This is a genomic window from Symbioplanes lichenis, assembly GCF_030709675.1.
In the GTDB taxonomy this organism is placed as follows: Bacteria; Actinomycetota; Actinomycetes; order Mycobacteriales; family Micromonosporaceae; genus Actinoplanes; species Actinoplanes lichenis.
On sequence record NZ_JAUZQD010000010.1, the window covers coordinates 96,148 to 122,083 of the forward strand.

Below are 25,936 nucleotides of genomic sequence, written 5' to 3' on the forward strand. Positions count from 1 at the left end.
CGGCGTGTCAAGATTCGAGAATCCCGGTTAAGGCGAATTGTCCGTTTGTATCGTGAGGACACATGCCTGAGGAGCGGACGGGATCCGGTGAGCACGATTCTGGTCGTCGACGACGAACCCGACCTGCGGTTCATACTGCGCCGCTTCTTCACGCGGGCCGGGCACGAGGTCACCGAGGCGGGTGACGGGGCCGCCGCGCTGGAAGCCGTGGCGCGGAAGCGCCCGGACCTGGTGGTGACCGACATGATGATGCCGGTCATGGGCGGAGCGGAGCTGATCCGCCGGCTGCGGGCCGATCCGGCGACCGCCGCCATCCCGATCTTGTCGGTCAGTGCCGACTGGCAGGTCGCCGACGGTGCCGACGCCGCCCTCGCCAAGCCCTACCAGCGCGCTGAGCTGGTCGCCGTGGCCGAACGCCTGCTCCAGGAAGGACGCGTGAAGCAGTGAAGCATCTGGGGACCGGGCTGGCGGACCTCGACCTCATCCTCGGCGGCGGGCTGCTCCCCGGCTCGGTGGTGGTCGTCTCCGGGCCGCCCGGCACCGGCAAGACCATTCTGGCGCAGCAGATCTGCTTCGCCGTCGCCACGGCCGAGCGCAAGGCGGTCTACTACACCACGCTGTCGGAGCCGCACGCCAAGCTCGTGAACAACCTGCGCCAGTTCTCCTTCTTCGACCCCGAGGCGCTGGGCAATCGCGTGGAGTACGTGCACCTGGGCGATCTGCTGCGCGACACCCAGGCCCCGCTCGATCCGCTGATCGACGAGGTGGTGCGCAAGGCGCTCGACGACGAGCCCGCCATCGTGGTCATCGACAGCACCAAGATGCTGCGCGACTTCGTCAGCGACCACATGCTGCGCGCGGCGCTCTACGACCTCACGAGCCGGGTGGCGCACAGCGGCGCCGTCCTGCTGCTGCTCGGCGAGTACACCGAGGAGGAGGTGCACACCGGGGTGGAGTCCGCTCTGGCCGACGGCATCATCATGTTGTCGTTGGAGATCCGGGAGCCGGTCGACCGGCGCGGGCTTCGGGTGCGCAAGATGCGCGGCGCGGCGCCGCTCGGTGGGACGCACACCGTGCACATCACGGGAAACGGTTTCAGTGTCTATCCGCGCCTCGAAGCGTTCCTGCCGACCGACATGCCGGCCCGGGGCAAGCGGATCACTTCCGGCATCAGGAACCTCGACGCTCTGATGGACGGCGGCATCCCCGACGGTGACGGGACGGTCGTACTGGGCCCGTCCGGTGTCGGCAAGACGATCGGCTGCCTCGGATTCGTCGCCGAGGGGCTGGCGCGGGGCGAGCGCTGTCTCTACGTCACGTTCCAGGACACCATCGGGGAGCTGGAGGAGATGGCGGCCCGGTTCGGCTGGGACTTCCACGCCGCCCGCGAGCGGGACCAGCTGATCGTCGCGCACGTTCCGGTCGGCGCGCTCGACCTGGACCTGGACGTCCTGTCGGCGATGATCCGGCGCCATCTGACCGACGGATCGATCCGGCGCGTGGTCATCGACAGCCTGGCCGAGATGGCGCACGCCGCGCGCGAGGCGCAGCGCTTCCCCGCGTACCTGCGCAGCATGCTCGGCATCATCCGCGCCGCCGGCGCGTCGCTCTGGGTGACCAGCGAGATCCGCCTGCTCGGCCCGGTCGAGGATCCGCTCGCCGGGCTCATGTACCTGTTCCACAACGTGATTCAGGTGCGTTTCGTCGAGCATTGCGCCGAGATCGGCCGCGTGCTCAACATCGTCAAGATGCGCAACAGCAAACACACCCTCGGCATGTACGCCTGCCATGTCGACGACAACGGCGGCTTGCTCGTGGGTGAGCAGCTCGAGCGCGTCACCGGCATGCTCGGCTGGAGCGTGCTGCGCGACTGCCCGCCGTTGCCGGTGGCGGACACCCAGGCATGAGTACGGCGCCCCGGGGCCGGGGCGCCGCGCTCGTGCGTGCTCACCTCTCGCGGTTCACCGGCTCCGGGGCCGGGGCGCCGCGCTCGCGCGTGCTCACTTCTCGCAGTTCACCTTGGTGCCGGCGGCGCGTACGTAGCAGGCGTCGCCCTTGACATGCTTGCCTCCGTCGAGCCGGTCGCGGGCGGTCGCGCTGCCGGAGCCGGGGGAGTACTCGCCGACCAGGTAGTCGTCGCCCTTCTCGCCCTTGACCACGTCGTTGCCCGCGCCGCCGGTGATGCGGTCGTTGCCGTCGCCGCCCAGGAGGTAGTCGTCGCCCTCGGTGCCGTAGATGGTGTCAGCACCGTCGGGAACGTCGCCGTCGAGCTCACCGCCGACGATCGAGTCGTTGCCCGCGCCGCCGTGCAGCGTGTCGGCGCCGCCGCTGCCGGACACGGAATCGTTGCCCGCGCCGGCGTAGACGGTGTCGTTCCCGCCGCCGCCGTTGATGCCGTCGTTGCCGGCCAGCCCGTAGAGCCGGTCCTTGCCGGCGCCCCCGAGCAGGTTGTCGTTGCCGCTGCCGCCGTCGATCCAGTCGCCGCCCGTGCCCGCGATGAGCTGGTCGTTGCCGGTGCTGCCCCACGCCTTCATCGGGACGGACGTCTTGTTCCAGAGGAAGTCGTTCTTGTCGCCGAGCAGGACCGTTACCTGCGTGGTCTTCTTCGCGGTCGTGCACTTGACCTTGGTCTTGTCGCCCTTGACCGCCTGGCAGCCCTTGCCGGCCTTGACCGCCACCTTGTCGTCGAGCGTGACCGTCCGGCCCGAGACCGTGACGACCAGGGAGTTCGCCTGGCCCGCCGCCGCGGTGAACTTGACGACGGTGCCGATCACCTGCGCCTGCCCGGTCGTGGCGGCCGAGGCCGGCGCGGCGAGAAAGGCGGTCGTGGCCACCATCGTCGCGGCGGGTACGGCGACGGCCGCGAGCATCGTGCGCTTGCTGAGATTCATGCTGTCCCCCGTGCTGGATCCGTTTGCTGTGAACGAATCCTAAGAGGACGGCTCCGCCCGATCCCTCCCTGATTCGTGCCAGGAACCGGTTCCCGCAGAATCTGGAAATGTTGTTAACTGTGTTATAAATTGGCAAGCATCGATGTATGGCCCTGGAGCGAGGGAGTTGATCGATGTGGTGACAACGATGTCGGGCCGCGTGACGGCGGTGCTGGCGGTGGCTGTCCTGGCCGCCGGTGTCCAGGTGGCGCCGGCCGCGGCGGGTACGCCTGTCATGGCGGCCGGCTCAGGCGACGGGTGGGCGCGGATGGGGCAGCAGCGGCCCCTCGTGGCGGCGGCGACGGCGATCCGCTGGGAGGTCGAACGGCACGACTACCCCGGCTACGCGGGCATCGTGCTCGAGGACAAAGCCGTCGCCCTGTGGTGGAAGGGCGCCGTGCCCGCCTCGATGAGCCGCGTGATCACGGCCGCGACCCGCTCGGCTCCGGTGGAAGTGCGGGCCGCGCAGTACTCGCTCGGCGAGCTGCGTACCGCTGCCGCGCGGTTCCGGGCCGGGAACGCGGGCGTCGAGAGCGTCAAGTTCCAGCCCGACGGGAGCGGCCTGATCGCGAGCATGCGCGGTGGCGCGGCCCGGGCGGCGGACGCCGGCGTCCCGGTCACCGTCGTGCATGAGCCGGCCCTCCAGCCCATCAGCCGCGACGACGACTGGGCGCCGTGGAAGGGCGGCGCGACCATCGTCAACGCCACCCGGTCGACGGCGTGCACGGCGGGCTTCGGCGTCCGCGCGAACGGTGCGAGCTATCTGCTGACCGCGGCCCACTGCGGTCAGACCGGCGACCGCATCCAGGACGCCCGCGGCGAGTTCATCGGCACGGTCGGGAACCGCAACCAGGACCACGACGTCGCGCTGATCCCCACGAGCGGCGTGGACGGATACGTTTACGTCGGCACCCCGACCGACGGCGTCGTCTCCCCGGTCGAGGGCTGGGGCTGGACCTTCGTCGGTGAGTACCTGTGTCAGAGCGGTGTCAGCAGTTCCCGCGAGCTGGGCCGGCCGGTGTGCAACCTGAAGGTGTTGTTCTACTACGACGACAAGGAGGACCTGGTCGAGGCGGAGCAGACCGAGGGGCAGACCGCGGCGCGCCCCGGGGACAGCGGCGGCCCGATCTATTCGGTGTCGGCGAGCGGCAAGCTGGTCGCCAAGGGCACGACCACTCGGGTGGCCGGTGCTCGGATCGGCTTCCAGGACTACGGCACCGCGTGGCGCGACTTCGGCATCACACCCGCCACGCGATGATGCTTGCCGCGGCGGCGTCGGCGGGCCGCGTCGCGCTTGCCCCGCGATGACCCTTGCCCGGCGCGGCTCCGGCGGTCCACTCTGGACTGCGTGATCAGTGAACTCGCGCAGAGCTACGATCCGCTCGGAGTGCACGCCGAGGACCCGTACCCCTTCTATGCCGAGGCCCGGCGCCGCGAGCCGGTGTTCTGGTCGGAGCGGGTGGACGCCTGGGTGGTCACGCGCTTCCGGGACGTGGAAACGGTCCTCAAGGACTGGGAGGGCTTCTCCTCGGCCAACAGTCTGCGCGCGATCCGGCCGCTCTATCCGGCGACCCTGGCCGCACTGGCCGAGGGCCTGCCCCCGAAGCCGGACCACGTCACCTCCGACGGCGAGGTGCATCGCCGGCTCCGCCAGCCCTACTCCCGGCATCTGACGGCCCCGGGGCGGATCAAGGGTCTGGAACCCGGGATCCGTGCCCGGGCCGACGCGCTGGTGGACTCGTTCGCCGCGTCCGGACAGGCCGATCTGATCACGCGGTTCGCCCAGCCGCTGCCGTTGGAAACCGCTTCCGGAATGTTCGGAATCGCGCCCCCGGACGTGCCGATCGTCAAGGAGGGCAGCGAATCCGCGTTCCGGCTCGGCAGCGCCGACCTGTCGGAGGCGGACGAGGAAGCTGCGGCGCGCGCGGTCGTCATTTACAAACAACTGCTCGCCGAGTACGTCCGGCAGCGCCGGCTCGCCCCGACCGGCGACCTGATCAGCGACGTCACGGCGGCGCTCGTGGACGGCGACGGGCCGCTGACTCCCGACGAGACGGCGGAAGTGGCCGGATCATTGGCGAGCACCTTCGGGGCGGGGCACATCACCACGGCTGACCTCATCGGCAGCGCCCTCAAATTGCTGGTCGGGCATCCGGAGCAGTGGGAGTTGCTGGTCCGCGAGCCGTTGCTGATCCCGGGCGCGATCGAGGAAGTGCTGCGCTTCGAGGCGCCGATTCCGACGATGTTCCGCCATGCCACCCGTACGGCGGAGATCGGTGGGGTGGAAATCCCGGCCGGCGCGGACGTGCTGGTGGTGTTCGCCTCGGCGAACCGGGACGAGGAGCGCTACGCCGACGCGGACCGCTTCGACGTGACGCGGAAGCCGGCGCGGCACTTCGCCTTCGGCGCGGGCGTGCACACCTGTGTCGGCGCGGCGGCGGCCCGGTCGCAGGCGCGCATCGCGCTGCAGGTGCTCACCGAACGGCTGCCGGGACTGAAGCCGGTTCCCGGACGCGAGATTCCGATCCGCCGGTCGATCAACGTCCGTGGCCCGCTGGCTCTCGAGCTGACGTGGTGATCCTCAGTGGACCCTTTACTAGATCGACCATGGTGAGTTTACTGGGGAGGTGAGGAGAGCCCTGCGAGCGGTCGCCGCCGGAGCCACGGTCGTCGCGCTCACCGCCTGTGTCAGCAACGACGAGACCGCGACCCCGCCGCCGCCGTCCGGCAGCAGCAGTTCCGGCGCGGGTGCCGTCCTGCCGGGGGAGCCCGACGTGAACGGCGACGGCAAGGTGGTCATCGGGGTGCTCAGCCCCGGCGACATCAACGACAACGGCTACTACGAGAGCTTCGTGGTCAAGGCCGAAGCCTTCGCCCGGAAGCAGGGCTGGACTGTCGTGAAACGCGGAAAGGTACCGGTTTCCGAAGCACTCACCGCGGCCCGGGCGCTGTGTCAGCAGAAGGCCGACATGGTGGCGATCGGCGCCAGCGAGCTGAAGGACGCCATCCCGGCTTCCGAGGAAGCGGTCTGCGAGAAGACCGCGTGGTACGTGCCCTCGTCCGCCAACGTCCCGCAGACCCCGAAGATCATGCTGTCCAGCGACGACCCGAACCAGTCGATGCTCGTCGCCGGATATGCCGCCGGGCTCCTGATGCAGCCGAAGGGCGCCACGAAGGCCGGCTTCGTCACCGGGCCGGAGGCCGACTTCACGAAAATCGCCTCGGCCGCGTTCCAGGCCGGACTGCGCGAGCTGATCCCGGCGGCGACGGTCGTGACCACGTACACCGGGGACTTCGACGACTCGGGCAAGGCCCGCGAGGCCACGCAGGCGCAGCTCAGCCAGGGCGTGACGACGATCTATCCGTACCTGGGCGGCGCGACCGACGCGGCGACGGCGCTGGCCAATTCCGCTCGGGCCGTCACCCTCACGCCGGGCACGGACCGGTGCGCCTCGACCGATCCGTCCTTCGACATCTCCGTATTGTTCGACCCGGGCGACTATTTCGCGGCGGCGCTCGAGCTTTATGCCAAGGGACAGCTCGCGATGGGCGTCACCAAGACGTGGCAACTGGGCGTGGACCCGTACCCGACAGTGAAGTTGTGCCGCGGCACCGCCGAGCAGAACGCGAAGCTCGCGGCCTTCATCGCCGACATCGGCCGCGGCACGATCGACCCGGTGGCCGAGGTGCGGCGACTTGGCTCCTGAGCCGGCCCTGCGCCTGCGGGGAATCACCAGACGGTACGGGCCGGTGGTCGCCTGCGACGCCGTGGATCTCACCGTGTCGCGCGGGGAGATTCACGGGCTCCTGGGCGAGAACGGCGCGGGCAAGTCGACACTCATGCGGATCCTGCTCGGCCTGGAGACGCGCGACGCCGGAACCGTCGAGCGCGACGGCCGTCCGGTCACCGTCACCGGGCCGAGGGAGGCGGCGGCGCTCGGCATCGGCATGGTCCACCAGCACTTCAGCCTCGTCGATCCGCTCACCGTGTGGGAGAACGTCATCCTCGGCGACCGCGGCCCGGTGCGGCGGGCGGCGGCGGTGGCGTCGGTGCGAGAGGTGTCCGCGCGCTACGGTCTGGCGATCGATCCGACGGCCCGCGTCTCGGCCCTGTCGGCGGGGGAGCGGCAGCGGGTGGAGCTGCTCAAATGCCTGCGGCGGGATCCGGCTGTGCTGGTCATGGACGAGCCTACGTCGGTGCTGACAGGGGCGGAGTCGGCGGAATTGTTCGCCGTCCTGCGCCGGATGGTGGCGGCCGAGGACCGCGCCGTGGTGCTGATCAGCCACAAGTTGCCCGAGATCATGGCGGCGACCGACCGGGTCACCGTGCTGCGGGCCGGTCGCGTCGTTTTCCGGAGTCCGACCGCCGCCACGACGCCCGCCGAGCTGGCCCGCGAGATGGTCGGGCGTGAGGTCTCGCTCGGCGCGGCGGTCGGCGTGCTGAGCTCTGCCTCCGCGCCGGCCTCTTCCTTGCCTGCGCCTTCCTCGGCCGCTCCTTCTCCTCCCGTTTCTTCCCCGGTTGCGTGCTCCTTGGCTGCGGCCTTGGCGCCTGCTTCACATTCGATCGCCGGCGACGGGCCCGCCTTGCGCGTTTCGGAACTGACCGCGCCCACCCTCGACGGCTTGCGGCTGGAGGTCCGGCCGGGGGAGATCGTCGGGCTCTACGGCGCCGAGGGCAACGGCCAGAGGATGCTCGGCGACATCTTGAGCGGCCTGACGGTCCCGGACGCCGGCACGGTCGAAGTGGCCGGCGCTGTGGTCGACCTCCGCCGCTCCGGCGCCCTGCACGACGCGGGCCTGGGCATGGTTCCCGAGGACCGACACCACGCCGGCGTGGTCCTCGACATGAGCGTCGCGGACAACTTGGTCATGACTGCTTTGAGCGAAGTGAGCACTCGCGTCGTCGTCAACCGCCGCCGTCTGCGCGCCCGGGCCCGCCGCCTGGCCGACGAGTACGGGATCACGGCCGCCTCCCTGGACGCGCCGCTGCGCACTTTGTCGGGTGGCAACCAGCAGCGCGTGGTGCTGGCCCGGGAACTGTCGGCCCGCCCCCGGGTTCTCGTCGCCGCCCAGCCGTCGCGCGGGCTGGACATCGGCGCCGTCGAGGACATGTACACCCGCCTGCGCCGGTGCGCGGAAGACGGCATAGCCGTGCTGATCATCTCCACGGAGCTGGCGGAGGTTCTCGCGCTCACCAGCCGGATAGCGGTCATCGCCGGTGGCCGCATCGCCGGAGAAACAGCCACGGCGGACGCCACAGCCGAGCACCTCGGCCTCCTCATCGGCGGCCTCCGTTCATGAGCGCCTACGTCCATGGTTCTCGTTCGTGTCAGTGGTGCGCGCTCGTGGCCGTCGCGCCGCTGGGCGCCGACCGGTGCCGTGCGCATCCTCCGGCACCCGACGAGCCGGCCCGGCAGGGAATGGCGGGCTTCCGCGGCGCGGTGCGCTGGTGATGGTCTTGTCCGGCGTGGTGCGGTCGTGACGCGGCTGGAGGGTGGGCTGCGCGGCTCGGCGGGTGTGGCGTATGCATTGCAGAACAGGGCCGTGGCCGGGGTTTCGGCCCTGGCCGTCGTGGCCGCGCTCGCGCTTTCGGGGATGCTGATCGCCGTGACGGGCGGGTCGCCGGGTGCCGCGCTGCGCGCTCTGGTGCAGGGCAGCCTCGGGGACGCGACGGCCGTGAGCATGACCCTGCTGTACGCGGCGCCACTCCTGCTCGTCGCGGTCGGCGCCTGTGTGAGCGCCCGGGCCGGGGCGTTCAACATCGGGCAGGAGGGGCAGGTGCTCATCGGGGCGCTCGCCGGGGCCGCGGCGGGACTGCGGCTGGCCGTACCCGGGCCGCTGCTCGTGGTCGTCGTGCTGCTCGCCGCGGGGCTGGCGGCCGGGGCGTGGGCCTCGCTCAGTTCGCTCATGCACGAATTGCGCGGTGTGGACATCGCCGTGAGCACGCTGCTGATGACGTTCCTCGCGCAGCAGATCGTGGCGTACGCGGTCACCACGCCCTGGCTGTTGCAGGAGTCCCGGCTCGGGGCGGCCGCCGCGCTGCCCCAGTCGAACAAGGTGCCGGCGGGCGGGCTGCTCGGATCGTTCGGTGACTATCCGGGGCTGCAGGTGAACGCGGGGCTGCTCGTCGGGCTGACCGCGGCGGTGCTGATGGCCGTGGCACTGCGGCACACCCGGTGGGGTTTCCGCCTCACGATGACGGGACTGAACCCGGCGGCGGCGCGTCATGCCGGCGTACCTGTGGGCCGGATGGGCGGGATGGCCCTGGCGGTCTCCGGGGCGCTCGCCGGCGTGGCGGGGGCCGTGCTGCTGACCAGCCCGCTCAGCACGAACCGGCTGCAGCCCGGCGGCTCCCTCGGACTCGGCTGGGACGGACTGCTCGTTGCGCTCATAGCGCGCAACCGGCCACTGCTCACCATTCCCGTCGCGGCGCTTTTCGCCATGCTCCGCTCGGGCGGCGGCTTCCTCGCGGCGACCGGCGTCCCCAGCTACCTGGTCGACGTCGTCAAGGCCCTGCTGACGCTGGCATTCGTCGCCCCGGCCCTGCTGCGGAGGGCGGCGTGAGCCTGCGGAGGGCGACGCGCGCTTGCGGAGGGCGACGCGAGCCTGGGGACACTTGTCGCTGCGGAGGGCGACGCGAGCCCGGGGACACTTGTCGCTGCGGTGGGCGCCGTGAGCCTGCGGAGGGCGGCGTGAACCCGCGGAGCGCATCGGTCGTTGCCGGGGGCGGCGCGAGGCCGCGGGGGACCGGATGAGTCTGGCTGCGGATCTGGAGACCGTTCTGTCCAGCGGCATCCGGCTGACGGCGCCGTTGGCGTTCGCCGCGTGCGGGGAGTACCTGGCGGAGCGGGGCGGTGCGCTCAACGTGTCGGTCGAGGCGATGATGCTCGGGGCGGCGTTCGGGTCGATTGCCGTCGCGGACGTCACCGGGAGCGCCGCGACCGGGTTGCTCAGTGGCGTTCTGATCGGTGCGCTCATCGGGATCGTGCACGGATTGCTCACTTATCGAGTGCACGTCAACACCTTCGTGGCGGGGCTGGTGCTCAACGCGCTCGTGCTCGGGTTGACCAGTTATCTCGTGACCATCGGCGAGCTGGGCAGTCACCATGTCGCTCAGCTGAGCGTGCCGGGGCTGCGCGACCTGCCGGTGCTAGGCGGTCCGCTGTTCGTGGAGCGATGGCCGGTCTATCTGCTCGTTCTGATCGTTCCGCTCACGTGGTGGCTGGTGGAGCGGAGCCGCTGGGGCTTGGAGCTGCGCGCGGCGGGGGAGGATCCCGCGGCGGCGGACATGACGGGCATTCGCGTCAATCTGTGCCGCGGGCAGGCTCTGGTCTGGTGCGGTGCGTTGGCGGGACTGGGCGGCGCCTATCTCGCGGTCGGCGAAGTCGGGTCGTTCAACCAGAACATGACGGCCGGCCGTGGCTATCTGGTGATCGCGGCCGTCATTTTCGGCGGCTGGCGTCTCGGCCGTACGCTCGCCGGCTGCGCGCTGTTCGGACTGGCCGACGCTTCCCGGCTGGCGCTGCCGGCGCTCGGCTTCACCGTCAACTCCCAGCTGCTCGTGTCCGCCCCGTACCTGCTCGCGCTGGTCGCCATGCTTCTCTTCACCACTCGCCATCGCCGCCCCGGAGCCCTCGCTCAGCCCTTCCGCCGGCACGCCCCCGACCCCGGGTAGCGCTCACGCGCCCGGCCCCGGGTAGCGGTCACGCGCCCGGCCCCGGGTAGCACTCACGCGCCCGGCCCCGGGTAGCACTCACGCGCCCGGCCCCGGGTAGCACTCACGCACCCGACCCCGGATGACATCCACGCGCCCGCCCCGCGCGACCGGATCGCCAACGCGCACCGCGAGGCGGAGCACGGCCACACGCAAGCGGAGTTTGTGGTCACGCTCTGACGGCGGGAAGCAAGGCGGAGCGCGGCCACACGCAAGAAAGGCGGCCACACGCAAGGAAAGACAGTGGTCGGCGGAAGGAGGCGGAGCGCGGCCCACACGCAAGGGAAGCGCTACGACGGCGCACCGGGAGAGCCGGCGCGGCGTGCGAGCTGCGCTCTGACGGCGTACACAATGATCCCGAGAGCGACCACCCCCGCGCCGGCGGCGATCGACGGTCCGGGCAGGGCGAACGCGAGCGCGAGGCACCCCACGAGCCCGACCGCCGGCACGATCCGGGCCAGGCGGCGGCCGGGCAGCGTCCACGCGGAGGCGTTGGCGACGGCGTAGTAGAGCAGCACGCCGAACGACGAGAAGCCGATCGCGGCCCGGAGGTCGGCGAACGCGGCCACGACGGCCACCACGGCGCCGACGGCGAGTTCCGCCCGGTGCGGCACCTGAAACCGCGGGTGTACGGCCGCCAGCCCGCGTGGCAGATGACGGTCCCGGGCCATGGCCAGCGTCGTGCGCGAGACGCCGAGGATGAGCGCGAGCAGCGAGCCGAGGGCGGCCACGGCGGCTCCGGCGCGGACGACGGGACCGAGCTCCGGGGCGACGGCGTCGGCGAGCGGGGCCGTCGAGTCGGCGAGGCCGGGGCCCAGGGCGCTCAGGACCGCGACGGCGACGGCCGTGTAGACGACCAGCGTGATGCCCAGGGCCAGCGGGACGGCGCGGGGGATCGTGCGGGCGGGGTCGCGTACCTCCTCGCCGAGGGTGGCGATGCGCGCATATCCGGCGAAGGCGAAGAAGAGCAGGCCGGCGCCTTGCAGGAGGCCCGTGGCGGTGGGGTCGGCGCCGGCCGAGAGGCGGAGCGGGGAGGATGTCAGGCAGGCGACGACCACGGCGGCCAGGACGAGCAGGACGACGGCGACGATGATCCGGGTGAGCAGCGCCGACTTCCGGACGCCGAAGTAGTCGACCGCGGTCAGGGCGGCCACCGCGGCGACGGCGACGACATGGGCGTGCTCGGGCCAGGCGTAGAGCCCGACGGTCAGCGCCATGGCGGCACACGACGCCGTCTTGCCGACCACGAAGGTCCATCCGGCCAGGTAACCCCAGAACGGGCCGAGGCGCTCCCGGCCGTACACGTAGGTGCCGCCGGAGGCGGGATAGCGGGCCGCGAGCCGGGCCGACGAGCTGGCGTTGCAATAGGCCACCACAGCCGCGAGGCCCAGGCTGACGAGCAGGCCCGAGCCCGCGGCCGCGGCGGCCGGGGCGAGCGCGGCGAAGACGCCCGCGCCGATCATCGCTCCGAGCCCGATGACGACGGCGTCGGTCAGTCCGAGCCGGCGGGCGAGGACATTGGTACTCAGCGACCGAACTCCTTGCTCAGCACTTCGCGGGTGACTGCCGCGGCCAGTCTCTCACTGTGGACCACGGCGCGGCGACAGTGCACGCCAGGCTGTCGTGGTGCCGGGTCGGGCCGGAGCCCGCGCTGTGCGCTCGTCGGCTGGGGGATGTCTGTCCCTAGAGCGGTTCGAGCGGCTGCCACGGGAGCGGTGATGACAGGATCATTGTGCTCGACGGTGGCCCGTACGCGGCCAGGCGGTCGATCACGGCCTCGAACGCCTCGATCGACGGCGTCGCCACCTTGATGAGGCTGCACGTGTCGCCGGTCACGCGGTGGATCTCCAGGACCTCGGGCCAGTGCGGCACCGCCTCGTCGCGCAGCACGCAGGCGGGTCCGTAGCACGACATGCGGATGAGAGCCGTCACCTCGCGGCCGGCCCGGGCGAGGTCGACGTGCGCGTGGTAGCCGGTCACCACGCCCGCCTCCTCCAGCCGGCGCACCCGCTCGGCGACGGCCGGCGGGGAGAGGTGCACCCGGCGGGACAGCTCGCTGTACGACAGTCGCGCGTCCGCCTGCAGCTCGCGGAGTAGGGCCCAGTCCATGGCGTCCATGCGGCTACTTTACGTTCGGAAAGCGTTCAGTCCTCATGCCTTCGCCACGGAAAGGCGTGGGTGCGGGAAGCCGTTGATGCGGCATTCCGCCGGGGGTGCCACCGGCGAGATCATTGGCCGGTGATGTCGCAGACCCCGGCCGTCCGGCCCACGACCGCGGCGGAGCGCGCCGAGCGTTCCGCCCGCAACGACGGGCAGCCCACGCTCGAGTTCGGGCGGCGGGTGCCCTACGACGCGTACGTCAGGGCCAGCACCCTGCACACGCTGCAGCAGCCGCTCGGCACCGACCCGGGCGAGATGTCGTTCCTGGTGGTCAGCCAGATCATGGAGCTCTACTTCAAGCTGATCCGGCACGAGCTGCTCGAGGCCCGGAAACTCGTCCGCGCCGACCAGGTCTGGCCCGCGCTCGCCCCGCTGCGCCGCGCCGCGCTGCACCTCGAGGGGCTCAACGCCGCCTGGCAGACGCTGCGGTGGATGACGCCCGCCGACTTCAATCAGTTCCGCGACTTGCTGGGCGAGGGTTCCGGCTTCCAGTCGGCGATGTACCGGCAGGTCGAGTTTCTGCTCGGCCTCAAGACGGCGGCCCTGATCCGGCCGTTCAAGGGCACGCCGGCGTACGACGAACTGACCGCCCTGATCGCCGAGCCGAGCCTGTGGGACGAGGTCGTCGCCCTGCTCGCCCGGCACGGCCACGACCTCAAGCCCGAGCTGCTGGGCCGCGACTTCGCGGTCGAGCACGAGGCCGACCCGAGCGTCACCGAAGCCTGGGTGCGCGTCTATCGCGACCCCGGCCCGGACAACCACCTGCGGCTGCTCGGCGAGGCGCTCACCGAGGTGGCCGACCGGTTCGGCGACTGGCGCTATCTGCATCTCAAGGCGGTCCACCGGACGATGGGCGCCAAGGTGGGCAGCGGCGGGTCCGCGGGCGCGGGCTATCTGCGGCGGAGCATGGAGCGCACCGTTTTCCCCGAGCTGTGGACCTCGCGTACGGAGATGTGAGTCACGGCGTCCGGACCACGTCCAGGCGGACGAGGCCGCGGTGCATGAGATTGGGTACGTACGGCGCCTCGAAATCTTCGGCCAGCCGCAACCCGGGCAGTCGCCGGGCGAGCGTGGTCAGGGCGGTGTGCGCTTCCAGCTTCGCCAGTTGCGCGCCGACGCAGTAGTGGATGCCCCGGCCGAACGACAGGCTCGGTTCGGCGGGGGCGTCGTGGTTGGCGGAGCCGATGACCGCGAAGACCTGGGCGCCGGCGGGGACGCGTACGCCGGAAAGCTCGGTGTCCCGCACCACCTTGCGGAACGAGCCCTGCACCGGCGGGTCCAGCCGCAGCGTCTCCTCGATGATCTCGTCCACTCCCGTGTCGTCGCGCAGGGACCGCAGCAGCGCGCTGCCGATCAGGTTCGCCGTGGTCTCGTGACCGCCGAAGATGAGCGTGAGCAGCAGGCTGACCAGCTCGGGCGTGTCGTACGTAAGTAAGTCACTGAGTAAGTCGTCGCCCGGGGCCGCCCGGCGCTCCTCGACCAGCGCGGCGAGATAGCGCTCGAACGCGACCGAGCCGTGGGCGGCTTCCCGCTGCCGCTCCGGCGTCACGTCGAACGACGTCAGCACCTTCAGCTCCTCGGTCCAGGCGCGTACCTGACCGGCGTCGGCGGGCGGGATGCCGAGCATCTCGCAGATCACGCGCAGGGGGAGCGGGAGCGCGTACGCGGCCATGAGGTCTGTGCTCGAGTCGGCGGCGAAGCCGTCGATCAGCTCGTCGGCGATCACCTGGATCCGCGGCGCGAGCTGCCGGGTGCGGCGCGGCGAGAAGGCGGCGGCGACCAGGGCGCGGCTGCGGCCGTGGGCGGGCGGATCCTCGTTGAGCAGGACCTTCAGTTCGGGATGGCCGCCGGCCAGGATCTCCCGTACGCCGTCCGCGGCGACCAGCGGCGTGCGGATGAGGAAGTCGTTCGAGAACCGGTCGGTGTCACCGAGCACGGTCCGTACGTCGTCGTACCGGGTGACGACCCACACGCCGAACGCGTCGGCGTACGTCACCGGAGCCTCGTGGCGGGCCCGTTCGTAAAGCGGATACGGATCGGCCACGTGAGCCGGGGAGAAACGGTCGAACTCCAACGCCATACCCGCCTTCGGACATCGACAGTGATCGCGGTCAGCGTAGCGGCCGGGGGATAACAGTTTCCGCCCCAAGTCTGGCCCGACGGCTCGTTCCCGGCCGCCGGGCGGCCCTTCCCTGGTCGCGGCCCTGTCCCGGGGCGGGCGGCGCTGCCTAGCATCCCGGCTGTGTCAGTCAGCCGGGCCGTCCGTGCCGGGATCGCTGCCCTGCTCGTAGCCGGGTGCGCCTCCTCGCCGTCCGCCACCTCTCTCCCGTCCGCGGCTCCCTCCTCCTTCTCTTCGGCGCGGTCGCCCTCTCCGTCGCCGTCGTCGTCCCCGTCGCCATCCCCGTCGCCTTCCGTCTCGAAGTCGGCGTCAGCCAGTCCGGCGGCCACGGTCGCCGCGGCCGGGGGCTGGGTGCCGGTCGACCGGGCGGCGTGGCGCCGGCAGGTCGCCGCGTACGAGGCCACCGAGCCCGACCCCGCCCCGGCCGACGCGGGCAACCTGCCCGAGTTCCGCGCCGACTGCACGTACAGTCACCGCAAGGCGGACGATCCGATCGTCTTCCCGGGCCTGCCGGGGGCGTCGCACATGCACTCCTTCGTCGGCAACAAGGCCGTCGACGCGGACACCACCGTCGGCGACCTGCAGAAGTTCACGGCCACGACGTGCGAGCCGAAGGTGGACCACTCCGCCTACTGGGTGCCGACGCTCTACGACAACGCGACCGGCAAGCCGGTGGAGACGACCGGTTTCCGCGTCTACTACCGCTCGCTGCAACGTACGTCGGACGGGCAGATGCCGATGCCCAATGGTCTCCGCATGATCGCCGGCGATGCCAAGAAGAAGGTGCCGACCCCGCGCGGCGCCCAGGGCCAGTTCTACTGCGCCTTCTACGGTCCCGGCGACATCGACGGCATCGCCCGCAGCACCAACGGCAACTGGCCGATCTGCGGCGGCGACGCCACGCTGCACTACCAGATGCGCTTCCCGGACTGCTGGGACGGCAAGCACCTGGACAGTCCCAACCACAAGGACCACGTCGCCTTCGGCAGCAACGACGCCTGTCCGGCCGATCACCCGGTCAAGATTCCGTCGCTGACCTTCGACATCCAGTACGGGGCCAAGGGCTCCAAGGCCGGCTACTACTTGTCCTCCGACCCCGACGGCAAGAGCGCCTCCTCGATGCATGGCGACGCCTTCGTCTCCTGGGTCGCCGGCGCCATGAACCAGCGCGTGAAGAACTGCATCGTCCAGCGCCGCACGTGCAACAACGACGGCTACGATCCGTTCTCCTACAACTGAGGTCACTGCAGCCGGCCGGCGACCGGCTGTTCGTGCTGTTCGAGAGCCGCCACCAACCTGGTCGAGGTTCACCTGTGGGTGCGCGGCTGATCTTATGAGGCTCGGTCCTCGTGGCCGGGTCTCGCGGAACGGCCCCATGCATCCATTCGCTACCTTCTCTGCTGAAGATCCACGGAGAGGTCGTGAGGTGCAGCATGGCGAGACCGGTCGACTGGGACGTTCTGGACATGTCCGGCGACCCGACGCCGGGGGATCCGGCCCGGTTGCGGCAGCTGGCCGGGCGGTTCCACGACTTCGCCGAGACGGCGCACCGGGCGAAGCTGGCTGTCGAGTCGTTGCAGGGCGACGGCTCGCTGCTGACGTGGGTCGGGTTGTCGGGGGACGCGTTTCGTAAGCAGTTCGGGGACTTCCCGAACCAGGTGAACAAGCTCTACCAGTCGCACCTGATGGCCGGTGACGCGCTGGAGGACTTCGCGCCCGTGCTGGAGAGCGCGCAAGCGCAGGCCGACCGGGCTCTCGTGGACGGGCGGGCGGCGGCCGAGAAGCTGCGGTCGTTGCAGGGTGCCCTCGACATTGCGCAGACCGATTTCACCGGCGCGTCGCAGGCCGCGAAGACCGCGCAGGCCGAGACGGTCAAGCCCGATCCCGATCAGGTCAAGCAGGCGATCAAGGACGCCGACGCCGCCCAGCAACGGCTCAGCGCGGCGCAGGGGCAGGTCAACGGCGCGCAGCAGGAGCTCGACCTGGCCAAGCAGCTGGCCGAGCAGGCCAAGCAGATGCGCGACGGCGCGGCCCGGACCTGCGTACGGCAGATCGAGGACGCCTCCGACGCGGGCATCCAGCCCCGTAACTTCTGGCAGAAGCTCGGTGACGCCCTCAAGGAACTGTGGAACATCATCTGCGAGGTCGCCAAGTGGGTCGCCCTCGTGGCCGGCATCCTGGCGATGATCTTCGGTGGCCCGCTGGCGTGGATCGCGCTCGCCGCCGGGGCGGTGCTGCTCATCAAGGCGATAGTCGACTTCTCCCAGGGCAAGGGATCCGTCATGGACCTGGTCTTCGGGATCCTGGGCATCATCCCGGGCGTCAAGGGGCTGACCTCGCTCTCCAAGCTGTCGCAGCTCTACAAGGCGGGCGGGCTCAAGGAGATCGGCAAGGCCGCGCTCAACGGCATGAAGGAGATGGCCAAGGGCATGGTCGGCGCCCTCAAGGGCCTCGGCGCCGGGCTGACCACGATCACCAAGAACCTCGGCGGGAACCTGAAGGGCGGCATCGGCAAGATCGGTGACCTGCTCCGCAACCTGGGCAACCGGCCGGTCGACGTCAAGTTCACCGCGACCGAGCTGAAGATCCGCGACTGCGTCACCGACCCGGTGGACGTGGCGACGGGCGAGGTCGTGTCCACCGCTCGCGACCTGGGACTGCTCCAGCGTACGCACGTGTCGTCCTACCGCGCGGGCCGCTGGTTCGGGCCGCTGTGGACGTCGGTGCTGGACCAGCGGCTCGAGCTGGACGACGAGGGCAGCTGCTACTTCGCCCCGGACGGCATGATCCTCGCCTATCCGCACGCCGAGCCGGGCGAGCCCGTGCTCCCGCTGGAGGGGCCGCGCCGCCCGCTGACCTGGTACTCCGACGGCAGCGCCGAGATGCACGACCCGGAGACCGGGGCGACGCTGCAGTTCCGCCCGGCCGGCCCGGTGTCGGCGCTGACGTCGATCATCGACGCGTCCGGGCGCACGGAGATCAGCTGGGCCGGCGACACCCCGGTCAGCATCACCTTCCCGGGCGGGGAGGCGCTGGCCGTCACGGTCACCGACGGCCTGGTCACGGCCGCGGGTGACATTACTTATACGTACGATGACCAGCGTCAGCTCGTCGAGGTGGTGACCGGCGGCGGCACCGAGCGCCTGGAGTACACCGACGGCCGGATGACCGCCTGGCACGACTGGAGCGGTTCGTACTCCTACGTGTACGACGAGCGCGGCCGGTGCGTGCAGACGATCAGCAGCAACGGCTACCTGGACGGGCACATCGCGTACGACGACGAGCAGCGGACGACGACGTTCACCGATGCGCTGGGCAATGCGACCGTGTATCGGATCGGGGCGGGGCTGCGGACGCAGAGCCGGATCGATCCGCTCGGGCGGGTGACGTCGTACGACTGGGATCGGTGGGGGCGGATGCTCTCCGCCACGGATGAGCTGGGTAACGATGCGAACCCCGCGCGCGGCGCGGGCAGCGCGGACAGCGGTCCGGATGCGGACGGGCGCGTCTTCGGCTGGATCGACGGCGAGAGCGGGACGATCGAGCCCGGGCCCTTCGGCACGGTCGCGGCGTGGACCGATGCGACTGGCGCAAGGACGACCTTTGCGTACGATGCCGAGCTGCGCCTGGTCGCGGTGACCGACCCGCGCGGGCTCGTGTGGCGTTATGAGTACGACGCGGCCGGGCAGCTGATCGCCGAGACCGACTTCGACGGGCGGCGACGTACTTACGAATACGACACCGCCGGTCGCGTGGTGCGGCAGGTGAACGGCACGGCGACCGACTACGCGTACGACGTCCACGGCCGGATCATCGAGCGGCGGACGGGTGACGACGTCGCCACGTTTACTTACGACGACGCGGGACGGTTGGTGTCGGCGCGGAACAGCGACACGTTCGTGCTGCTCGAGCGGGACGAGCTCGGGCGCCTGGTGCGGCAGACGACCAACGGGCGGGCGACGACTTATACGTACGACGACGTGCTCATGACACGGCACCGGCGGACGCCGTCCGGGGGCGCGAGCGCGTGGAGCTTCGAGCGGATCCTCGGCGAGGCGACGTGGCTCGATGTCGCCGGCCGGCAGGTGACGCTGGACTACGAGGGCGACGGGCGTGAGGTGCGCCGCCGGGTCGACGGGAAGGTCGCGCTGGAGCAGATCTACGACGGCGACCGCCTCGCCACCCAGCGGATCGGTCCGGCTGACGTACTTAAGTACGACGGCGGCGGCGCCCGGGTCGAGACCGCTGCGCTGGGTGACGTGCGTACCTACTCCTATGACGTAAAGGAGCGGCTTGCGTCAGTCGGGGGAACGGTGTTCACGCATGACGCGGCCGGGCGGGTCATCGGGGTGCGGGGCGACGGGCGGGACGAGTCCTATCGGTACGGGCCCGGGGGCGTGCTGACGGCGGCCGGCGGCGGGGATTTCCGTTACGCCGGGACGATGCTGGTCGAGGGCAACGGCGTCGCCTATGAGTATGACGACCGGGGGCGCGTCGTCGCGCGTACCGTCGATGGTCTGACCTGGCGTTTCGCCTGGAACGAGCTGAACCAGCCGGCGTGGGCGCTCACCCCGGCCGGCGACTGCTGGCGCTACCTCTACGACCCGCTGCTGCGCCGCGTGGCCAAGCAGCGCGTCGACGTGGCAAACGCTGCCGTGATCTATGAGCAGACCGAGTTCGTGTGGGACGGCGGCACGCTCGTCGAGGAGACCCGGACCGGCGCGGACGGCAGCGTGCGCACGGTGACGTGGGAGCACCACCCCGAGGCCGGCTACGTCGTCGCCGAGGTGCGCGACGGGGTGCTGGAGGTGCTGGTCACCGATGCGATCGGGACGCCGGTCGGCGACTTCGATCTGTGGGGGCGGGCGCGGGGCACTGGCCCGGCGACGCCGCTGCGCTTCCCGGGGCAGTACTTCGACGCGGAGACCGGGCTGCACTACAACGTCAACCGCTACTACGACCCGGCGACCGCGCGTTACTTAAGTCAGGATCCGCTCGGGCTGAAGCCCGCGCCCGACCCGGCGTCGTACGTCAGTAATCCGCTCACCGGCGCTGACCCGCTCGGCCTGATGCCGGCCTGCACGATCACGCGCAAGGACTTCGAGAACCTCTCCTTCGAGAAGCAGTACGCCGACATCATGACCGGCTCGAAGGCCAACGCCATCCTGAAGAACCTCGTCTTCCGGGGCGACGACAAGGTCGTCAACTTGGCGGACTGGAAGTTCCCGACGCCCAAGCGCGGCTGGGACGGCAAGGTCAACCTGATCTCGGAGCACCGGGTGGTCAAGGTGGAGGGCGCCACCGACGACCTCGCCGTGCACCTGAACGTGATGCTCAAGCAGACCGAGTTCTCCAAGGACGCCCGGGTCACGTTCGACGTCACCGACTTCCACCTGACCGCCCGGCCGCTCAAGGACCAGCTGCGCATCACCGCCAACGACGCCGCGAGCTCGATCGACGCGGGCCGGTCGTCCCACTGGAACGCGAACGTCGGCAAGGACATCACCAACCGTGACGTCAACTTCGACACGATGGTCCAGGCGATCGGCAGCAACAAGGCCGATGTGCTGGCCGCGCTAGAGAAGAGCGCGCTGACGCCGGAGGACGCGATCGACACGCTGGCGAAGTTCAACAAGGACTTCTCGGCGAAGATCATCAACGGCCTGACCGGCGCCGAGAACGTCACCGTCAAGCTCAACCCCGACACCACCGCCGACCTCGCGGCCCTGCAGGAGAAGCTCAGGAAGGCGGGCCTGTAGCACCTTGGACCCATGAGACGGGTCAACACGAGCCTGCTCGCCCCGCTGGAGCGGCCTCTTCTCGCCGCGCTCGCCCGGGTCGTCGCACCCCGGGCGAGCGCGGACGTCTGCACGATTGCCGGGCTGGGCGGGGCGGTGCTCTGCTGCGCCGGCTACGCCTTGAGCCATGTCACTCAGTGGTATGCCCTGCTCGCCACGGCTGGTGTCGTCGTCCACTGGCTCGGCGACAGCCTCGACGGCACGGTGGCCCGGCTGCGCGGTGCCGCCCGCGAACGGTACGGCTTCTACGTCGACCACTTCACCGACACGGTCTGCCAGGTTCTCATCTTCGTGGGGCTCGGGCTGTCGCCTTACGTCGACTTCCGCGTCGCCCTGGCGAGTCTGGTGGCGTACCAGGGGCTGGTGATCCTGGTCTTTCTGCGCACGGCGGTGCTGGGCGAGTTCCGGTTGTCGTTCGGCGGGATCGGGCCCACCGAGGGGCACGCGCTGCTCGTGCTCCAAGGCCTCGTGATCACGACGGCGGGCCCGATACCACTCGGTGGCATCAGCGCGTACGACCTGCCCGTCGCGGGTTTCGGCGCGCTCGCGGCCTTCCACTTCCTGCGGGTCGGGCTGCGTGAGGTGGCCGAGCTGCGCGCCCGCCCGGAGTGAGCCCGTGCCGCGCGGGTCGGGCTGCGTGAGGTCGCCGAAGCTGCGCGTTCGTCGGGAATGAGCCCGTGACACGACGGGTCGATGGATCGGGGGAATCTTGTGCCGGAGGCGGGATCGGTATCTCCGCGATGCACGCGGAACTGAGGATCCCGCACTGTGTAAGGTGGCGGGGAGCCCCGGATGGGCCGAGACGAAGGAGACAGTCGCTTCAGCCGCCGTTGCGGCGGGACGCGCGCAGGCGTGTGCCCGTTCATCGGTCGAGCCCATCCGGAGTCCGGTGCTCTCTCGTGCTGTCGTGCCTGTCGTCCCCGAAAGACGACGAAAGGGCACCATGAGCAGCGATCCCGACATCACCGCCTACCCCGCGCACGAGCGCATCCCCCACCCCCGGCCCGCCGTGCTGGTGCTGCCGGGCGGCGGATACCGGTTCCACGCCGAGCACGAAGGCGAGGGGTACGCCCGCTGGCTGAGCGGCATCGGCCTCGACGCCTACGTGCTGCGCTATCCGCTGCCGGGCGAGCATCCGTTTCCGGCGCCGCTCGTGGCGGGGCGGGCGGCGCTGGACCAGCTCCGGGAGCGGGGGCATGAGAAAGTCGGTGTCATCGGGTCGAGTGCGGGCGGGCATCTGGCCGGGTTGCTGGCGACCGGGACCGTGCTGCCCGGCGAGGACGTGACGCCGCCGCGGCCGGACTTCGCCGTTCTCGCGTACGCGCCGGCGGATCTGCGCCTGCTGCCGGATGCGCCGGTCTCGTTCATCCTGGGCGGGCGGATGGAACTGCGGGAAGCGTTGTCACCGGCGTTGCACGTCGACGCGGCGACCTGTCCGACGTTCCTGTGGGCAACGGCCGAGGATCCGCCCGGCTTCCCGAACGCGCTCGCCATGGCGTCGGCGCTCTTCTCGGCCGGGGTGCCGGTGGAGTTGCACATCTATCCGCACGGGCGGCACGGGCTCGGGCTGGCCGACGGGGTGCGGTACGGCGACCACGGCGACCTCCACGTCCCGCACACCGCGCGGTGGGCGGAGGCCTGCGCGGCCTGGATCGCTCAGCTGGGCGGCTGAGCCCAGGGGTCGGCCGCCGGGATGCTGCCGGTGTGCGGGTCCAGGTGGCGCTGGACCGGCACGTCCGTGGTGGCGGGCGGCTGCGGCACCGGCACGGGCACGTAGACGTACTGCGGGCGCTGCCGTTCCTCGATGTAACGGGTCGTGGACGGCAGCGTGAGCAGGATGAGGGCGGCGAGCACGGCCAGCAGGGTCACCGCGTGGAGCAAGCTGGTGCCCAGGCCGTACGCGGCGGGTGTGATCCTGTCGATGACGCTGGTGCCGGCGGAGGACGACGGCCCGTGGAAGCTGTTGGGCAGCGAGCCCAGGCCGCCGCAGAGAAGGAACAGACCACCCAGGATGTACGTCGTCATGCGCGCGTTCCGGCGACCGTGACCGTTGAGGACGGCCAGCACGGCGGCGAAGCCGGCGAGGAGGATGTCGAGGGTCGCGATGACGAGGCTGCCGAAGCCCGACCCGGTGTCGCCGTTGTAGGCGTCGCGATAGACGCTGAGCCCGGTGTTGGTGAAGATCAGCTCGACGACGGCGTGCAGCAGGGCGAGCCCGGCGACGCCGTAGAGCAGCGCTCCCGAGACGCGCAGCCCGGCCGGCGACGGCACGGTCATCGGTGCTGCTGGATGCATGGGAGACAACCTAGACCAACCGGCGGCCGTCATGCCCCGCGAAACACCGCCTAGGGTGGCGGGGGAGCGGAAGGGCACGATGCGGACACTGATCGTCGACAACTACGACTCGTTCACCTGGAACCTGGTGCACCACCTGGCCGAGGTCAACGGCACCGAGCCGGTGGTCGTGCGCAACGACGACCCGGGCTGGCACGACGGGCTGCTCGACGGCTTCGACAACGTCGTGATCTCGCCGGGGCCGGGGCGGCCGGGCCGGCGCCGGGACTTCGGCCTCAGCCGGGAGATCATCCTCGGCGGCCGGCTGCCGACGCTCGGGGTCTGCCTCGGGCACCAGGGCATCGCCGAGTTGCTCGGGGGAGTGGTCGACCTCGCGCCCGAGCCGCGGCACGGGCGGCGGTCGCCGGTACGCCACGACGGGCGGGAGCTGTTCGCGGGGATCCCGTCGCCGTTCGAGGCGGTGCGCTATCACTCGCTCGCGGTGAGCGAGCTGCCGGCGGAGCTGATCCCGGTCGCGTGGGCGGACGACGGGGTGCTGATGGGCGTCCGGCATCGGGACCGGCCGCTGTGGGGCGTGCAGTTCCACCCCGAGTCCATCCGGACCGAGTACGGGCACCAGCTGCTCGCCAACTTCCGTGATCTGACCCTGGAGCGGTCACCCCGCCCGGTGATCAGCGTCTCAAGTGCCCCGGAAGCAGGCGCCTCGGAAGCAGGCGCCTCGGAAGCAGGCGCCTCGGAAACGGGCGCCTCGGAAGCGGATGCCCCGGGATCAGGCGCCCCGAGAACAACCATCCGCACCGAGCGGCTCCCCGTCAACGTCGACCCGGAAGTGGTGTTCGACACGCTGTTCCGCTCCGGCGATCACCCCTTCTGGCTCGACACCAGCACCGGCACCGGCGTCTCGATCATGGGCAACGCCGAAGGGCCCCTGAGCCGCGTAGCCCGCGCCGATGTGACAGCCGGAACGGTCACCATCACCGGCGCCGGGAGATCTGAAACGGTCACGATTGGCTTCTTCGACTGGCTCGACGCCGACCTGCGCGCGCATCGGGCCGAGCCGGACACCCCGCTGCCCTTCGACTTCGCGCTGGGCTGGGTCGGCTACCTCGGCTACGAACTCAAGGAGCAGGCCGGTCACCGCTCGCCCGACCCCGACGCCGTCCTGGTCTTCGCCGACCGCGCGGTGGTCATGGACCACGCGACCGCCACCGTCCACCTGCTGACGCTCGATCACCCCGGCGCCGGGGAATGGCTCGCCGCCACGAGCGCCCGCATCCGGGCCCTGGCCGGCACGACAGCCGCCCCGGCCGGACCGCCGGTGCCCCGGCGCGACATCACGCTGCGGCACGACCGGGAGGCGTACCTGCGGCTGATCAAGGAGTGCCAGGCGGCGATCCACGAGGGCGAGACGTACGAGATCTGCCTCACCAACATGCTCACCGTCACCGGGCCGGTGCCGCCGTGGCCCGCGTACCAGGCGCTGCGCCGGGCGAATCCCGCGCCCTTCGCCGCGTACCTCGGCTTCGACGACGTCGCCGTGCTGAGCGCCTCGCCGGAGCGCTTCCTGCGGGTCGACGCCGCCGGTCACGCCGAGAGCAAGCCGATCAAGGGCACCCGGCCGCGCGGCGCCACCCCGGAGGCGGACGCCGCCCTCCGCCACGACCTCGCCACCAGCGAGAAGGACCGGGCCGAGAACCTGATGATCGTCGACCTGGTCCGGAACGACCTGGGCAAAGTCGGACAACCCGGTACGGTACGCGTGCCCCGCCTCTTCGACGTGGAGAGCTTCGCCACCGTCCACCAGCTCGTCAGCACCGTGGTGGCCGACCTGCGCCCCGGGGCGAGCGCCGTCGACTGTGTCCGCGCCGCGTTTCCCGGCGGCTCGATGACGGGCGCCCCGAAGCTCCGCACCATGGAGATCATCGACCGGCTCGAGGGCGGCCCGCGCGGCGTCTACTCGGGGGCGCTCGGCTATTTCTCGCTCACCGGGGCGGCCGACCTCGGCATGGTCATCCGCACGCTGGTCGTGACGGGCGACCGGGCGACGTACGGCGTCGGGGGCGCGATCATCGCCCTCAGTGACCCGGACGCCGAGCTGGAGGAGACCGCCGTCAAGGCCGCCGGGCTGCTGCGCCTGGTCGATGCCGAATTCCCGGGCCGCGTCAGAGCACTTCCGGCGCAAGGCGGAGGTACGCCGCCGCCAGCGCCGTGATGCTGGGATGGCCCACGTCGTAAGTCACGTCGTCAACAGCCGCAACGGCCCGGACGCCGGTCGCAGCATTCGTGGCAAAGGCGGCATCGAACTGACTTAAGTCATCACGCCGCACTGCTATGGACTCGCCGGGCAACAGCTGCATGGTGACCCCACGGAGATACGCCGCGGCCGGCCACACCACCCGATCCGACCGGATGAATCCGACGTTCCACGTGCCACCCTCGCTGATCAACCCGTCCCGATCCACGAACAGCGCATCGTCGTACCCGTCGATCTGCGCCGCCCGCCGCAGCCGCAGCACCGGAAACAGCCCCACGCTCTTGATCTCGGGCGCGTCCCGCTCGAAGGCCACCGTCCGTACCCGCAAAGGACCCGGCGCCGGCCCGGCCGCGCGCCGCGTGACCAGCACCCGCGGCTGCCCGGCCCGCACCGGTCGCCCGATGTCGAGCGCGGGATCAAAAACCGTCACCCGTACGGTGACCGGCGCCGCCCCCGCGACCTCGCGCCGCACCTGAGCCCGTACGGCGTCCAGGTCGAGCGTGGTCCCGAACAGCGCCCGGCAGTCCCGCGCCAGCCGCTCGAGGTGCAGCGACAGCCCCCGCACGCCCCCGTCCTCGACGCGGAACGTGGTGAAGTGCCCGTAGTTGGTGAGCGCGAGCGCCCGCAGCTCCGCCTCGGTGACCGTCATCTCGCCATTCTCGCGAA

General features: G+C 70.9%; 20 protein-coding genes. 14 read left to right on the plus strand and 6 right to left on the minus strand.

The annotated features are described in order from the left end of the window. Nucleotides 1-87: 87 nt before the first annotated feature. Entirely contained in the window at nucleotides 88-447 is a 360-nt protein-coding gene (locus RAN62_RS24220) for a response regulator (RefSeq protein WP_305787037.1), read from the plus strand. Beyond that, nucleotides 444-1,907 (plus strand): RAD55 family ATPase, encoded by a 1,464-nt coding sequence (locus RAN62_RS24225; RefSeq protein ID WP_305787038.1) that lies wholly within the window; start codon nucleotides 444-446, stop codon nucleotides 1,905-1,907. The genes RAN62_RS24220 and RAN62_RS24225 overlap by 4 nt, the downstream gene beginning before the upstream one ends. A gap of 93 nt (nucleotides 1,908-2,000) precedes the next feature. Here the strand turns inward: RAN62_RS24225 and RAN62_RS24230 are convergent, their stop codons facing one another. Continuing rightward, nucleotides 2,001-2,891 (minus strand): calcium-binding protein, encoded by an 891-nt coding sequence (locus RAN62_RS24230; RefSeq protein WP_305787039.1) that lies wholly within the window; start codon nucleotides 2,889-2,891, stop codon nucleotides 2,001-2,003. Between the two features lie 187 nt (nucleotides 2,892-3,078). On the opposite strand from RAN62_RS24230, the gene RAN62_RS24235 reads away from it, so the two are divergent. The 6 genes from RAN62_RS24235 (at nucleotide 3,079) to RAN62_RS24260 (ending at nucleotide 10,605) form a co-directional block, all read left to right on the plus strand. Continuing rightward, on the plus strand, nucleotides 3,079-4,188 hold the full coding sequence (locus RAN62_RS24235) for a trypsin-like serine protease (RefSeq protein WP_305787040.1): 1,110 nt from the start codon (nucleotides 3,079-3,081) through the stop codon (nucleotides 4,186-4,188). 90 nt (nucleotides 4,189-4,278) lie between these two features. Then, a complete protein-coding gene (locus RAN62_RS24240; RefSeq protein WP_305787041.1) occupies nucleotides 4,279-5,508 on the plus strand; it encodes a cytochrome P450 in 1,230 nt (409 codons plus the stop codon). Nucleotides 5,509-5,557: 49 nt separating this feature from the next. Beyond that, the gene (locus RAN62_RS24245; RefSeq protein WP_305787042.1) at nucleotides 5,558-6,637 is read left to right on the plus strand and encodes a BMP family ABC transporter substrate-binding protein; all 1,080 of its coding nucleotides are present in this window, start codon (nucleotides 5,558-5,560) and stop codon (nucleotides 6,635-6,637) included. Beyond that, on the plus strand, nucleotides 6,627-8,231 hold the full coding sequence (locus RAN62_RS24250) for an ABC transporter ATP-binding protein (RefSeq protein ID WP_305787043.1): 1,605 nt from the start codon (nucleotides 6,627-6,629) through the stop codon (nucleotides 8,229-8,231). The genes RAN62_RS24245 and RAN62_RS24250 overlap by 11 nt, the downstream gene beginning before the upstream one ends. A 177-nt stretch (nucleotides 8,232-8,408) precedes the next feature. Continuing rightward, a complete protein-coding gene (locus tag RAN62_RS24255) occupies nucleotides 8,409-9,494 on the plus strand; it encodes an ABC transporter permease (RefSeq protein WP_305787044.1) in 1,086 nt (361 codons plus the stop codon). Nucleotides 9,495-9,681: 187 nt separating this feature from the next. Beyond that, on the plus strand, nucleotides 9,682-10,605 hold the full coding sequence (locus tag RAN62_RS24260; RefSeq protein WP_305787045.1) for an ABC transporter permease: 924 nt from the start codon (nucleotides 9,682-9,684) through the stop codon (nucleotides 10,603-10,605). A 329-nt stretch (nucleotides 10,606-10,934) separates the two neighbouring features. On the opposite strand, the gene RAN62_RS24265 is transcribed toward RAN62_RS24260, so the two are convergent. Further along, on the minus strand, nucleotides 10,935-12,173 hold the full coding sequence (locus RAN62_RS24265; RefSeq protein WP_305787283.1) for an APC family permease: 1,239 nt from the start codon (nucleotides 12,171-12,173) through the stop codon (nucleotides 10,935-10,937). Between the two features lie 154 nt (nucleotides 12,174-12,327). Then, entirely contained in the window at nucleotides 12,328-12,762 is a 435-nt protein-coding gene (locus RAN62_RS24270; protein ID WP_305787046.1) for an Lrp/AsnC family transcriptional regulator, read from the minus strand. Between the two features lie 123 nt (nucleotides 12,763-12,885). On the opposite strand from RAN62_RS24270, the gene RAN62_RS24275 reads away from it, so the two are divergent. Next, nucleotides 12,886-13,761 carry a tryptophan 2,3-dioxygenase gene (locus RAN62_RS24275; protein ID WP_305787284.1) on the plus strand — a complete coding sequence of 292 codons (876 nt, stop codon included), beginning with the start codon at nucleotides 12,886-12,888 and terminating at the stop codon, nucleotides 13,759-13,761. A 1-nt stretch (nucleotide 13,762) separates the two neighbouring features. Here the strand turns inward: RAN62_RS24275 and RAN62_RS24280 are convergent, their stop codons facing one another. Further along, the gene (locus RAN62_RS24280; protein ID WP_305787047.1) at nucleotides 13,763-14,884 is read right to left on the minus strand and encodes a cytochrome P450; all 1,122 of its coding nucleotides are present in this window, start codon (nucleotides 14,882-14,884) and stop codon (nucleotides 13,763-13,765) included. A gap of 390 nt (nucleotides 14,885-15,274) precedes the next feature. Between RAN62_RS24280 and RAN62_RS24285 the strand changes: the two genes are divergently transcribed. From RAN62_RS24285 to RAN62_RS24300, 4 genes are all read left to right on the plus strand, one after another. Continuing rightward, nucleotides 15,275-16,162, plus strand: coding sequence for a DUF1996 domain-containing protein (locus RAN62_RS24285; protein WP_305787048.1), 888 nt, complete (start codon nucleotides 15,275-15,277; stop codon nucleotides 16,160-16,162). A 194-nt stretch (nucleotides 16,163-16,356) separates the two neighbouring features. Then, nucleotides 16,357-20,682, plus strand: coding sequence for an RHS repeat-associated core domain-containing protein (locus tag RAN62_RS24290; protein ID WP_305787049.1), 4,326 nt, complete (start codon nucleotides 16,357-16,359; stop codon nucleotides 20,680-20,682). Between the two features lie 12 nt (nucleotides 20,683-20,694). Then, nucleotides 20,695-21,333, plus strand: a complete 639-nt coding sequence (locus tag RAN62_RS24295; RefSeq protein WP_305787050.1) for a CDP-alcohol phosphatidyltransferase family protein — start codon at nucleotides 20,695-20,697, stop codon at nucleotides 21,331-21,333. Between the two features lie 331 nt (nucleotides 21,334-21,664). After that, nucleotides 21,665-22,393: an alpha/beta hydrolase gene (locus RAN62_RS24300; protein ID WP_305787051.1), complete on the plus strand. Its 729-nt coding sequence runs from the start codon at nucleotides 21,665-21,667 to the stop codon at nucleotides 22,391-22,393. Here the strand turns inward: RAN62_RS24300 and RAN62_RS24305 are convergent. Then, nucleotides 22,378-23,016 (minus strand): hypothetical protein, encoded by a 639-nt coding sequence (locus RAN62_RS24305; RefSeq protein WP_305787052.1) that lies wholly within the window; start codon nucleotides 23,014-23,016, stop codon nucleotides 22,378-22,380. The genes RAN62_RS24300 and RAN62_RS24305 overlap by 16 nt on opposite strands. A gap of 79 nt (nucleotides 23,017-23,095) precedes the next feature. Here RAN62_RS24305 and pabB point away from each other — a divergent pair, with 79 nt between their 5' ends. After that, nucleotides 23,096-25,228 (plus strand): aminodeoxychorismate synthase component I, encoded by a 2,133-nt coding sequence (gene pabB, locus RAN62_RS41410; RefSeq protein ID WP_305787053.1) that lies wholly within the window; start codon nucleotides 23,096-23,098, stop codon nucleotides 25,226-25,228. On the opposite strand, the gene RAN62_RS24315 is transcribed toward pabB, so the two are convergent. Further along, nucleotides 25,179-25,919, minus strand: a complete 741-nt coding sequence (locus RAN62_RS24315; RefSeq protein ID WP_305787054.1) for an aminotransferase class IV — start codon at nucleotides 25,917-25,919, stop codon at nucleotides 25,179-25,181. The genes pabB and RAN62_RS24315 overlap by 50 nt on opposite strands. Nucleotides 25,920-25,936: the final 17 nt, after the last annotated feature.

Coding starts and splice junctions, on each gene's coding strand:
- RAN62_RS24230 (WP_305787039.1), bottom strand. CDS start 2,891: ATGAATCTCAGCAAGCGCACGATGCTCGCGGCCGTCGCCGTACCCGCC.
- RAN62_RS24235 (WP_305787040.1), top strand. CDS start 3,079: ATGTCGGGCCGCGTGACGGCGGTGCTGGCGGTGGCTGTCCTGGCCGCC.
- RAN62_RS24260 (WP_305787045.1), top strand. CDS start 9,682: ATGAGTCTGGCTGCGGATCTGGAGACCGTTCTGTCCAGCGGCATCCGG.
- RAN62_RS24270 (WP_305787046.1), bottom strand. CDS start 12,762: ATGGACGCCATGGACTGGGCCCTACTCCGCGAGCTGCAGGCGGACGCG.
- RAN62_RS24275 (WP_305787284.1), top strand. CDS start 12,886: ATGTCGCAGACCCCGGCCGTCCGGCCCACGACCGCGGCGGAGCGCGCC.
- RAN62_RS24280 (WP_305787047.1), bottom strand. CDS start 14,884: ATGGCGTTGGAGTTCGACCGTTTCTCCCCGGCTCACGTGGCCGATCCG.
- RAN62_RS24290 (WP_305787049.1), top strand. CDS start 16,357: ATGGCGAGACCGGTCGACTGGGACGTTCTGGACATGTCCGGCGACCCG.
- RAN62_RS24295 (WP_305787050.1), top strand. CDS start 20,695: ATGAGACGGGTCAACACGAGCCTGCTCGCCCCGCTGGAGCGGCCTCTT.
- RAN62_RS24300 (WP_305787051.1), top strand. CDS start 21,665: ATGAGCAGCGATCCCGACATCACCGCCTACCCCGCGCACGAGCGCATC.
- RAN62_RS24305 (WP_305787052.1), bottom strand. CDS start 23,016: ATGCATCCAGCAGCACCGATGACCGTGCCGTCGCCGGCCGGGCTGCGC.
- pabB (WP_305787053.1), top strand. CDS start 23,096: ATGCGGACACTGATCGTCGACAACTACGACTCGTTCACCTGGAACCTG.
- RAN62_RS24315 (WP_305787054.1), bottom strand. CDS start 25,919: ATGACGGTCACCGAGGCGGAGCTGCGGGCGCTCGCGCTCACCAACTAC.